The following is a 12,847-nucleotide window of genomic DNA, read 5'->3' on the forward strand; positions in this document are numbered from 1 at the left end:
TAATTCTCTAAAGTTCGGATCCATTTTATTTATTTTAGAAATGTATCGCACATCCACTCATAAAACTTTTCCTTCTCTTCAAATTGTGGATAATGCGCGGATTTTTCAAAAGTAATAAATTCTTTTTGCTCTGCTTCAATCGTATCAAAATATGTTTTTTCCGCATGAAATGAAGTATTATAGTCATATTTCCCCATAAGGAAATAAAACGGTAACTTCAGTTTCTTCACCTTAGTAGGTAATGGATTCTTTAAATCTTTTTCTAATAAGACAGTCTGAGAGTGTGATAATCCAACGTTATAACGAATTACGTCAAACAAGTTATATTCATTACTGAGTAACTTCCCGATGTTATCACCATCTGGATTTTCAATGAGTCTTGATGTTCCACCATATTTTGCAACATAATTTCGCGGAGTGTATGTATCGCCATTTTTAATTTTTTCAGTCAATCCATTTAAATAGGAAACTTCCTCTTCATTGCCTGCATTTTCCGCTTGGTCTATGACAAACTTTAAACTATCCATCTCACCTTCTACTGTATCACTCATCTGCCCTATACCAACATACGCTTCATATTTTTCAGGAGCTTTATTAGCAGCTTGCATTCCGATATATGTACCGTAAGAATGGCCAATCAATATTGTCTTTTCTTTACCAAGACGTTTTGAAATATAATCTGTCATAGCTAATACATCCTCTACAAGAAGATCTGATGTAAGATTTGAATAGTCCTCAAAGAAATGATACGATTTCCCGCTTCCTCTTTGATCATAATGAACAACTGTGAATTTCTCTTCCAATAATTTTTGATACTTTTGAGCATATGGTATTTCTGAAGAACCAGGTCCACCATGTACAAAAATAATAACTGGATTGTTCTTATCTTTGCCGCGTATCATAATTTCATGATCACTTCCATTTATCTCTACTTTCTCTAATGTACTTATACTGTTTTGTCCTTTTATTTGTGAGGTCCATGTAGGAACTATTAATGCTACAATTAATAATAGTATAGTGATGGCACCAATAAATTTTATTAATTTTGCTATCTTCTTCATAAGTCGTTCCTTTCTTTTAAATTTATAAAAACATCAATTTAGTTCTGTAAAACTACCTTAAAAAATAGGAAGGTACATCAACTGCACTTTCTAATTTCAACTTGATCTTTTGTACATTCTTAATATCTCATACAATTCTTAACTTTCTGCTATATAACCCCTTAATATTTTCTTAATTTTCAATACATTAACTATGGAAAAACTTGATTACAATGTATTACAAATAAAAAAGTCCTTGTTTTCAAAACAAGGACTTTTTTATTAATCTATTTTGCTACCTCTTCTTTCGGCATTACCATACCTTTATACAATTGAACAGTTATCCAGTAATAGATAAAATAAATGACTAAGAATATCCCAATTGGCACCCACACTTTTACAAACGGGTCAACTAATATGAAGCTAAATAAGTTTAGCCCTACTAATACGTGGGAAATTCCAATAATCGCTGGGAAGATAAATAAATATGAAATTTCTTTATATATACTTTTTGTTAACATACTACGTCTCACACCGATTTTTCGTAACATTTCATAACGGCGTACATCACGAGAAGCACCTGTTAATATTTTGAACATTAGTGAACTTGCCATCATCGCTAAAAAGGCAATTCCGAGGAAAAATCCCATAAACATTGTTCCGCTCATGAAACTGTTCATAAATTGATAAATTGTCATTTTCGTAAATAAGTCTACTTTTGTACCTGTTGTTTTTTCAATTTGTTCTTTTTGTCTCTTATCTATTTCGATCAACAACGGTTTATATTTTTTCATATCATCTACTTTTGCTAATGTTACAGTGTGTTCTGTTCCTTGAATTCCTTTATAATGCGCTTCATCTGCAATTCTTACAGGTTTTCCGTTAAATTGATTATGTGTAATTTGTATTTCTCTTACAATTGCATCTTCCCAATCTTTCGGCATACGAGGGGATTTTGCTAATTCAGGAGCTTCCAAAGCAGAATATATAGGTTCAGTTAAAGGTTCGGTCACCCGTTTACGCGCAGGCTCTTTTAAAGTTTTTGTATCAAAGTGGTCTGAAACAAGTGGCGGTTTCGCAGTTAAATCATTACGTAAGTAATAAACCGCTTCTCCATCTACTTTATACTTGTACTGGCTTTCTTCAACAATTTCCATTTCTTTTAATGCAGCTGCATCTTGTTCATTTGGATCATGAATTACGACATCATACACACGTGAGAAGTCTGTCATAATACCTACATTTTTTTGGAACGCCATACCTGCTGTCATCGCACCTGCGCCTAATGCAATTAACATCGCTACAGTACCTAATACTCTCGATAAACTATTTACTCGAAAGCGTAGCTGTGCATATGTAAAACTATTTAAGCCCGTTTCATTACGTTTTTTATTCCCTTTAATTTTCATCACAAAAAATGGGAGTAATGAACTAAAGATAAAATATGTTCCAAGTGTTGTAACGATTGTCGCTATTATAAAACCTAATTCAGCATATACTTTTACATTGATCATAAAATAGTATCCGATACTTACTAGTAATACACCAAGTACGGTCATTATAATAATGCGAGTTTTACTTTTCTTCACTTCATCTAGTGTTTCATCTTCACGTATTAACTCTAATTCTGTTTTACGTAATAAACGGATGCTATTCATTAAACCAGTAATAAAAAATAATATTAAGAAGAATATAGCTGTAACTAAGATTGCTGGTGTATATACAGATGAATAACTACCTTTTGCTGAAATTTCCATACCATTCATTAAAAAGTTCCCTGCTACACTTGCAAGTAACATCCCTACTAAAATCCCGATAATAATACTAACAATACCCATACCGAATGTTTCAATAAATAATAACTGTGCTACTTTTTTCTTTTTCGCTCCGAGCATCATGTACATACCGAGTTCTTTTCTTCTTAATGTGAGTAAGAAAGAATTGGCATATATAATATAAAATACAGTTATGAAAGATAATAGTATTGCACCTACCCAGAATACGAGTCTAATACTACTAATAAGACTATTATCCTTCGTAAATTCACTATTCATCGCCATCGTTTGGAACATGTAAAAAATACTAATGCTAATAACGAGACCAATAAGTAAAACCATATAATCTTTTAACATCTTTTTCATACTATGACGTGATAATTTAAATAACATAATCTCGCCCCCTACTTAGACTCAGCAGCTGAGCCCATATGAGCGAGCACACCTAAAATGTCTTGATAGAAATTTTCTCGCTTTCCTTGACGCTTTAATTCTTTATATAAAAGACCGTCTTGGATAAATAATATTCGCTCACAGTAACTCGCACTAAATGCATCGTGTGTCACCATCAAAATACTTACATTATGATTTTCATGTAAATCTTGCATCGCTTCTAATAAGCTTTTTGCATTTTTACTATCAAGCGCACCAGTCGGTTCATCTGCTAATACAATTGCTGGATTATGTACTAAAGCTCGTGCTGCCGCTGTTCTTTGCTTTTGTCCACCAGAAACAGCAGTTGGATATTTTGTTAAAATTTCAGTAATTCCTAATTTCTTCGCCACCTCATTTACCTTTCCAGTAATCTCACTTGAAGGTACACCTTGCAAAGAAAGTGGTAAAGCGATATTTTCATAAATTGATAAGTTTTCAAGTAAGTTAAAATCTTGAAAAATGAAACCTAATTTTTGAGAACGAAAATCAGATAACGCATTGCCCTTCATAGAAGTAATATTTGTACCAGCTATTGTCACACTACCACCTGTCGCTTGATCCAATGTACTAATCACATTAAGTAAAGTAGTTTTTCCAGACCCAGAAGGACCCATAATCCCGACGAATTCCCCTTCCTTAATATTTAATGATACGCCCCTTAATGCTTTTGACTGATTCTCATTTCTTTTCCCATACGTTTTTTCTACACTTTCTACAGTAACTACATTTGTTGACATCTCTTTCACTCCATTCCTTTTATATAAATTTAATTTCTCACATATTTCTTATCTTTTTCTCATGTAAATTCTTAAGCATTTTTTAATTATTCATCCTATTAAGGTTACACAGGCTACATAAAGCTACTTCCTACTTCATATTCTCATTTTTCTACAACTCGTTCCTTCGATTTCGCTTACATTTATCTTACATTTTTGTAAGGTAAAAAAGAAAACACACCATTTTTGAATTGGTGTGTTTTCTTTTTTAAATCTATTTTCGATTATTTATTTCCTCTTTCATACTTTCCACAAACATATCTAGTTCAATTACACCTGATTTTTCTTCCCCATATTTACGCACATTTACAGCTCCGTTTTCCATTTCCTTATCACCAATAACAAGAACATAAGGAACTTTTTGCATTTGTGCTTCTCTTATTTTATATCCTAATTTTTCATCTCGCATATCTCGTTCGACACGAACACCAGCTTGTGCTAATTTATCTGCAACCTCATCTGCGTATTGTACATGGACTGCATTCGAAACTGGAATGACTTTCACTTGAACTGGTGCCACCCATGCTGGGAATGCACCTCCAAAGTGCTCAATTAATATTGCTAAGAAACGATCTAAAGATCCTAATACTGCCCTGTGAATGACAACCGGTCTTTTCTTTTCATTCTTCTCATCTATATAATTTAAATCAAACTTCTCTGGCATTTGGAAATCTAGCTGAATTGTCCCACACTGATGACTTCTATTTAAAGCATCTTTAATATGGAAGTCAATTTTCGGTCCGTAAAATGCACCATCACCTTCATTTAGTCTATATTTATAATTTAGCGATTGTAATACATTTTCTAATGACGCTTCTGCTTGCTCCCATAACTTATCATCCCCCATTGAATCTTCTGGACGAGTAGAAAGTTCTACTTCATATTTGAATCCAAAAGTTTTATATACATAATCGATTTGCGCCATTACAGATTTGATTTCATCTTCAATTTGTTCTGGAGTTACAAATAAATGTGCATCATCTTGGCAGAAAGTACGTACTCTTAATAATCCGTTTAACGCCCCACTAAATTCATGGCGATGTACTTGACCAAACTCACACATACGAATCGGTAATTCGCGATAAGAATGCAATTTATTTTTGAACATTAGCATATGCCCTGGGCAATTCATCGGTTTTAATGCAAAACTTTTATTATCCACTTCTGAGAAATACATATTATCTTTATAATGTCCCCAGTGCCCTGATCTTTCCCATACTTCTTGGTTCATCATGAATGGAGTGCGTACTTCTTGATAATTATATTCTTTTTGAATTTCTCTTAAAAAAGCTTCTAATTCATTACGAATAATTTGGCCTTTCGGTAAATAAAACGGCATTCCCGGAGCCTCTTCAGAAAACATAAATAGCTCCAGTTCATTGCCTAACTTACGATGGTTTCTTTTGGCTGCTTCTTCAACGAAATGTAAATACTCTTCTAATTCTTTCTGAGAAGAGAATGCAACACCATATATACGCTGAAGCACTTGATTATTACTATCTCCTCGCCAATATGCACCGGAAACGTGAGTTAATTGAAATGCTTTCAAATAACCTGTTGACGGTAAATGTGGACCTCTACATAAATCTACAAATTCACCTTGTTTATATAGTGTTACACTTTCCCCACTAGGAATTGCTTCTAAAAGTTCTAATTTCAATCGATCGTTCATTTCTTGAAACAGTTTAGCTGCTTCTTCTCGAGAAACCTCAACTCGTTCTACCTTTATATTTTCATTTATAATCTTTTTCATTTCTTTTTCGATTTTTCGTAAATCTTCTACGTTTACACTACTCGGAAGATCCATATCATAATAAAATCCATTTTCAATAACAGGCCCTACTCCAAGATTTATATCACCATACAATCTTTTTACAGCTTGCGCTAAAATATGTGCCGCGGAGTGTCTTGCAATTTCTACTCCTTCATTTGAATCTATAGTAATGATTTCTACTTCCGCATTTTCTTCAATATTACGGCGTAAATCATATAACTCATCATTTACGTTCCCAGCAACTGCTTTCTTTTTTAAGCTACTGCTAATGGATCCAGCAATTTCTTCTAAAGTAATTCCTTTTACAAATTCTTTCACGCTACCATCTGGAAATTTAATTTCAATCATCTGTTCTTTCATTTTTCATCTCTCCATTTCATAATAAAAAGCACACTCATCCCTACAATAGGGACGAGCGTGCTTATACCCGTGGTTCCACCCAGATTCCCATCACAAACATGCAATGGCTTCTTTTACGGTAACGTCGTTTACACGGCACTAGTTACTTCATTTCCCCAGTGCAGCTCTAAGGTGGTAAGTTATTTTTCTGCGTTAGGAAGTTCTCAGCTTTCCTTCCTTCTCTGTATAACCGGGTAAAATAACTCGTGTCCTTTTCTTCGCTTATTATGAAATTGAATGCAAAAAAGCATATTCATCCCTAAAATAGGGACGAATATGCTTATATCCGTGGTTCCACCCAGATTCCCATCACAAAAAACATAATGGCTTCTTTTGCGATAACGTCGCTTACACGGCACTAGATACTTCGTTTCCCTAGTGCAGCTCTAAGGTGGTAAGTTATTTTTCTGCGTTAGGAAGTTCTCAGCTTTCCTTCCTTCTCTGTATAACCGGGTAAAATAACTCGTGTCCTTTTCTTTGCTTTTAAAAGTACATCCATTAATTGTTATTTACTATATCTTATTCATTTTATTTTTGCAAGTGTTAAAAAAATATTTTTTATTTAATAAAAAAAGAAACCAAAAATAGATTTTTGGTTTCTTCTTCTCAATTTTACCAATCTTGTGGTTCGTAATTTAAGTCTGAAAATAGACGTCTTTTCTCTTTCTTCGTTAAATCTCTCCACTGTCCAACTGGTAAATTACTCAATTCAATATTCATAATTCTCGTACGTTTTAACGTATATACTTGATACCCTAAAGCTTCACACATACGGCGAATTTGACGATTCAATCCTTGTGTTAAAATAATTTTAAACTCATATTTTGATAACTGTGTGATCTCACATGGAAGTGTTTTCGTTCCTAAAATTTTCACACCAGCTGCCATTTTTTCTAAGAAATCAGGTGTAATTGGCTTATCTACTGAAACGATATATTCTTTCTCATGTTTGTTTTCAGCACGTAAAATTTCATTAACGATATCACCATCATTCGTTAACAAAATTAAACCGTCTGAGTCTTTATCAAGACGTCCAATGTGACTAATTCGTAATGGATGATTCACTAGATCGATAATATTACCTTTTACCGATTTTTCACTTGTACATGTAATACCTACTGGTTTATTTAAAGCGATATATACGTGATCTCGAGCAATGCGAAGTTGCTCTCCATTTACGCGTACATCATCACCTGGATTCACTTGGTCACCAATTTTTGCAACCTTGCCGTTAATAATTACTCTTCTCTCATTAATTAGTTTATCTGCTCCACGTCGAGACGCTTTTCCAGCTTCACTAATAAATTTATTGATACGCAAATTAGGCACATCCTTTTCTAAAAAAATTTCAAGCTCACACTGCTTCTACCGTACAATACAAAAGGGTAAGCCTCCTATTATAACTTAAATATATTAACATGAAAGGGCATATAACGTCTTCTATTAATTACTTATTTATAAGAAAATATCTTTATTATACATTCATTTATGCACTTTTTCCGCGCTTAATATACAAGCCATTCTTCCTTACATACAGCTTGTTTTCCTCTTATATCCTCTATATCTTCATGAATATTAGCTAGTTTATACAACTCAGGGAAAATTTCTTCTACATAATGTTGATGCGCTTTTTCATCTTTCCAATAAGTTAACACGATGTAACGGTTTTCATTTTTTAAAGACTTCCCAACTACTCCACCTAGCATCCCTTTTATATTTTCCATTCCTTTATTCCAAATTGTTTCTTGTTTATGTAAAAAATATTTTTCTTTTTCCACTTTAACATCACATATAGTAACTCTTACGAATGATCCTTCTGTAACAACGTCTTTCAGAAGTGTATCAGTTATATCATACAAAGTTTGAAATAATTCAATTTCACATGAAAGAAACGTATCCTCTTGATTACTATTTAAATAAATTGTATCGTGAGCACCATTCATAAATGATTGATATGCACTTCGATCTTCCCATAAAGTAAATACACATGCCTCACCTTTATGCCATCCACCAAATTGTCCATGAAATCCATCTAGATGCTGTATATCACGCCATTTTTCTTGTGCCATTGAAAATAACTCTTTTTTCTCTTCTTCTACTTTACAATAGATTGTTTTTAGTAACATTTTTAATTTCCCCTTTAGCATATAATTTATCTTCTTCTCACAATAATTAGTTCACATAATATTTTTATAATCACCCTATTACTCTTTATAGACATATAGAACTAATCATATTTATCACTACATCTATCAAAACATCTATCGAATTTAATTTCAAATAATTCAGAATGCAAAAAAAGATGTACCTCTTAATGAATTACACCTTTAGCTAATCTTCATTATTCATCTTTTTCTCAAATAAATAATACGTAATTTCTCCCGGATAATGTAATACAGTTACCTTCCGCTCCCCTTTTTTAAAACTAACAGTATGCCCGTTTTCCCCTAAGTTCTCCCATCCACTTACCTTTGTAATAGGCATTACACTTATATATTTATAATCCTCTTCCTTATCATCGTTAATATGGATTGCTGACATTGGTACTGGAAAATCTGCAATTTTAGATTCTTTGTCTAAATATATGAGTGCAATTAAGCTAATTAACAGCATAGCCATTGAACTATTTAAAACTAGTTTTCTTCTATTTATTTTCACTAAAATTCCTCTTTTCTCACATATTTCTTTTATCATTTTACTAACTTTAATTATTCGTGTATAGAAAAGATATAATTTAAATCATTTCTAACCTATTTTCTCTACATGAAACAACATTATTGTTATATATTATAATTATAAGTTTTTAAATTTTGGAGGCGTTACATATTGCAGAAATTACTTTTTACTAAATGGACAGTTGTTATTTCTATTTTCATCATTTTCGGTACAATTTTCTACGTTACTAATGGTAAAAATAACAGCGAAAAAGCAACTGTAGAAACAGCGGATACAACAACTTTCAAATCTAAATTGCAACCTAAAATTAATGAATTGACTACTAATTATAATGACATCATCGAAAAAGATTGGTTGCCTGCTTGGGAAGAAATTAACACGAACGGTGATTCAGTAGCCAGAGATAAACTATTAGTTACAATGAATGCTGTTTCCAAACAATATGAAAACATTATGAATGAAATAGACACATTGAAAATTAAAGAAAATATATCGGACGTACAAATACAAGAGCAACTAGTTTATTTCACAACTGAATTTAAGGCTGCTTCTAAATTTATGAAAAACGCAGCAGATTTAATTATAGACGGGGCCACTAACTCTACTCTAAACAGTGCAACAATTGAAAATACTAAACATGCTTTAGGGCTTGCAGATCAACATATTGTCATCGCTTTATCTACTTTAACTGAAGTTGAAGAGAAATTAGGACTTTCGAAAAAATAGAATTCTTTACTATTTTAAAATAAAAAATGATTGCATTTCACTAATTGTATATCTATAATGTTTTTATTGATTCTATACACATTCAATTCGTATAGGTTATTAATTTTATAATTCGGATGAACCATTCAGGAGAAGGTCTATTGATCTACCGACGGGGCAAAAAGTTGTTAACCGACTTTGAAACTCTCAGGTCTTGTTTACAAGTAGAACTGCATGGGGACGAATCTCTGGAGAGACTCCCTCTCGCTTTAAATAGCGTAGAGGAAAACGAGCACCGAAGGAGCAAATCCGCTACTATAGCGGATAATCTCTCAGGTAAAAGGACAGAGACAAGCGAAAGAAAATGCCGATTTGTATCGGTTTATTTTTCTATCCCTTGTTTCTCCAGAGACCATTTCATTTACTTGAAGTGGTTTTTATTTTTTCTAAAAAAGGAGAATAAAGATGGAGACAGTAAGTAAAGTATTAGAACAAATCAATCACTATGTGTGGGGATTACCAACGTTATTGTTACTCGTTGGTACTGGTATTATTCTCACAGTGCGTTTAAAAGGTTTACAGTTTAGTAAACTATTATACGCTCACAAACTAGCTTTTAAAAAATCAGAAGATACATCTTCCTCTGGAGATATTAGCCACTTCCAAGCGCTTATGACAGCTATGGCGGCAACGATTGGTATGGGAAATATAGCTGGTGTTGCAACTGCTGTGACGATCGGTGGACCTGGTGCAATCTTTTGGATGTGGATTACTGCTTTGTTTGGTATGGCAACAAAATATGCCGAAGCAATTCTTGCAGTGAAATACCGTGTCAGTAATGAAAATGGTGAATATTCAGGTGGACCAATGTACTATTTAGAACGTGGTTTAGGTAAGAAATGGCTTGCAGTTTTATTCGCTATATTCGGTACAACTGCTTCTTTCGGTATCGGTAATATGGTGCAGTCTAATTCAGTTGCAGAGGCAATGCGAATTAATTTCTCTTTCCCCCCTGCTTTAACTGGTATAGTAATGTCATTTTTAATCGCTATCGTTATTTTAGGCGGTGTAAAAAAAATCGGGAAAGTGACAGGGTATGTCGTTCCTATTAAAGCTTTCTTTTATATCATTGCTGGTCTTATTATTATTTTCTATCACTACGATCAAATTCCAGAAGCATTTTCACTTATTTTTTCTGGTGCATTTAACGGTACTGCAGCGGCTGGTGGTTTTATCGGTTCAACAGTTGCATCTGCTATTCAAATCGGAATGGCGCGCGGCGTATTTGCGAACGAAGCTGGTTTAGGGAGTGCACCTATTGCCGCGGCGGCTGCAAAAACTGATTCACCTGCAAAGCAAGCTTTAGTTTCAATGACTGGTACTTTTCTAGATACTTTTATTGTATGTACAATTACAGGACTTGTATTAATTACTACAGGCGCATGGAAATCTGGTAAAACTGGCGTTGAAGCTACAACACTTGCGTTCCAATCTGTATTCGGTACTGCAGGTAGTATGATTCTCGGTATCGCAATTATTTTATTCGCCTACTCTACTATTTTAGGGTGGTCGTATTATGGAGAAAAGTGTGTAGCTTATTTATTTGGAGAAGGTGCTGTTCGTTATTATAAAGCAATCTTTATAGTAATGATTGCTATTGGTGCGAATTTAAAACTAGGTATCGTATGGACATTTGCGGATATTGCAAATGGACTTATGGCGATTCCAAACTTAATTGGTCTTATTGGGTTAAGTGGTATTGTTGTTGCTGAAACGAATCGCTTTTTACAAGCAGAGAAATTGAAAGAAAATAATAAAAAACAGGCAAGTTAATCTAAAAAAAGGAATGACTCATACATAATGAGCATTCCTTTTTTTCGTTTTCTTACTCAGTAAATACCATCAAAAATATATTTATATCAATCTTTCCCTTTTTTATTCCACTAAAAGTTTTTCACATAAATGACATAAATCGTATGGTCTAACTATATAGTTGAAAAGGAATGCGACATTAAAGCGTCGCTGAAAAACTTATCCAAGAAAAGGGAGGAAAAATCTTTTGAAAAACAAAATCATTGTTTTCCTATCTGTTTTATCATTTATTATTGGTGGTTTCTTCTTTAACACAAATACTTCAAGTGCTGAAACATCATCTACTGATTACGTTCCTAACCAATTGATCGTTAAGTTCAAACAAAATGCATCTTTAAGTAATGTGCAATCTTTTCATAAGTCTGTTGGTGCTACTGTTTTATCTAAAGATGATAAGTTAGGTTTTGAAGTCGTTCAATTTTCGAAAGGTACTGTAAAAGAAAAGATAAAAAGCTATAAAAACAATCCAGATGTGGAATATGCAGAGCCGAATTACTACGTTCACTCCTTTTGGACTCCGAACGATCCATATTATAAAAATCAATATGGATTACAAAAAATTCAAGCTCCACTAGCTTGGGATAGTCAACGAAGTGACTCTAGTGTAAAAGTAGCTATTATTGATACAGGAGTACAAGGTTCACACCCTGATTTATCTTCGAAAGTAATTTACGGGCATGATTATGTTGATAACGACAATGTTTCTGATGACGGTAATGGTCATGGTACACATTGTGCTGGAATTACTGGAGCACTTACGAATAACAGCGTCGGAATTGCTGGTGTTGCCCCACACACTTCAATTTATGCTGTCCGCGTATTAGATAATCAAGGAAGTGGGACTCTTGATGCTGTAGCGCAAGGTATTCGAGAAGCTGCTGATTCAGGTGCAAAAGTAATTAGTTTAAGTTTAGGAGCTCCAAATGGTGGGACTGCATTACAACAAGCTGTTCAATATGCATGGAATAAAGGCTCTGTTATTGTTGCGGCTGCTGGAAATGCTGGAAATACAAAAGCTAATTACCCTGCTTATTACAGCGAAGTAATTGCAGTTGCTTCTACAGATCAATCAGATAGAAAATCTTCATTTTCTACTTATGGTAGCTGGGTAGATGTTGCAGCACCAGGTTCAAATATATATTCCACATATAAAGGAAGCACGTATCAATCATTAAGTGGTACATCTATGGCAACACCCCACGTTGCAGGAGTCGCTGCTCTTTTAGCAAATCAAGGATATAGCAATACACAAATCCGCCAAATTATTGAGTCAACTTCTGATAAAATTAGTGGTACAGGTACGTACTGGAAAAACGGTAGAGTCAATGCATATAAAGCGGTACAATACGCTAAGCAATTACAAGAAAATAAAGCGTCTTAAAACTTTAATCTGTC

10 protein-coding genes, 1 riboswitch and 2 other annotated features are annotated in these 12,847 nt (G+C 33.6%); of the genes, 3 read left to right on the plus strand and 7 right to left on the minus strand.

The genetic code is table 11. The annotated features are described in order from the left end of the window. Window positions 1–29 precede the first annotated feature (29 nt). The 7 genes from AC0L0O_RS13200 to AC0L0O_RS13230 form a co-directional block, all read right to left on the minus strand. Window positions 30–1,061, minus strand: a complete 1,032-nt coding sequence (locus tag AC0L0O_RS13200) for an alpha/beta hydrolase (protein ID WP_473785809.1) — start codon at window positions 1,059–1,061, stop codon at window positions 30–32. Between the two features lie 266 nt (window positions 1,062–1,327). Continuing rightward, window positions 1,328–3,208, minus strand: a complete 1,881-nt coding sequence (locus AC0L0O_RS13205) for an FtsX-like permease family protein (protein WP_375361092.1) — start codon at window positions 3,206–3,208, stop codon at window positions 1,328–1,330. 11 nt (window positions 3,209–3,219) lie between these two features. Further along, complete coding sequence (locus tag AC0L0O_RS13210; RefSeq protein ID WP_000106417.1) at window positions 3,220–3,987, minus strand: ABC transporter ATP-binding protein; 768 nt, start codon at window positions 3,985–3,987, stop codon at window positions 3,220–3,222. 253 nt (window positions 3,988–4,240) lie between these two features. Then, window positions 4,241–6,160: a threonine--tRNA ligase gene (gene thrS / locus AC0L0O_RS13215; RefSeq protein ID WP_149283028.1), complete on the minus strand. Its 1,920-nt coding sequence runs from the start codon at window positions 6,158–6,160 to the stop codon at window positions 4,241–4,243. A 44-nt stretch (window positions 6,161–6,204) separates the two neighbouring features. Then, window positions 6,205–6,427, minus strand: a binding site (T-box leader). 35 nt (window positions 6,428–6,462) lie between these two features. Next, window positions 6,463–6,686 (minus strand) — a binding site (T-box leader). A gap of 125 nt (window positions 6,687–6,811) precedes the next feature. Further along, window positions 6,812–7,519: a 23S rRNA pseudouridine(2604) synthase RluF gene (gene rluF / locus AC0L0O_RS13220; protein WP_473785810.1), complete on the minus strand. Its 708-nt coding sequence runs from the start codon at window positions 7,517–7,519 to the stop codon at window positions 6,812–6,814. 185 nt (window positions 7,520–7,704) lie between these two features. After that, window positions 7,705–8,325, minus strand: a complete 621-nt coding sequence (locus tag AC0L0O_RS13225) for a YdbC family protein (RefSeq protein ID WP_075395650.1) — start codon at window positions 8,323–8,325, stop codon at window positions 7,705–7,707. Between the two features lie 205 nt (window positions 8,326–8,530). After that, window positions 8,531–8,893, minus strand: a complete 363-nt coding sequence (locus tag AC0L0O_RS13230) for a hypothetical protein (protein ID WP_473785811.1) — start codon at window positions 8,891–8,893, stop codon at window positions 8,531–8,533. Window positions 8,894–9,025: 132 nt separating this feature from the next. On the opposite strand from AC0L0O_RS13230, the gene AC0L0O_RS13235 reads away from it, so the two are divergent. The 3 genes from AC0L0O_RS13235 (at window position 9,026) to AC0L0O_RS13245 (ending at window position 12,833) form a co-directional block, all read left to right on the plus strand. Continuing rightward, on the plus strand, window positions 9,026–9,601 hold the full coding sequence (locus AC0L0O_RS13235) for a hypothetical protein (protein WP_001170882.1): 576 nt from the start codon (window positions 9,026–9,028) through the stop codon (window positions 9,599–9,601). Window positions 9,602–9,818: 217 nt separating this feature from the next. After that, window positions 9,819–9,938, plus strand: a riboswitch (glycine riboswitch). A 107-nt stretch (window positions 9,939–10,045) separates the two neighbouring features. Further along, entirely contained in the window at window positions 10,046–11,413 is a 1,368-nt protein-coding gene (locus AC0L0O_RS13240; RefSeq protein WP_000451021.1) for an alanine/glycine:cation symporter family protein, read from the plus strand. A 226-nt stretch (window positions 11,414–11,639) separates the two neighbouring features. Next, window positions 11,640–12,833, plus strand: a complete 1,194-nt coding sequence (locus AC0L0O_RS13245) for a S8 family peptidase (protein WP_000790944.1) — start codon at window positions 11,640–11,642, stop codon at window positions 12,831–12,833. Window positions 12,834–12,847 lie beyond the last annotated feature (14 nt).

This window comes from Bacillus sp. GS3m_15504 (assembly GCF_055825275.1).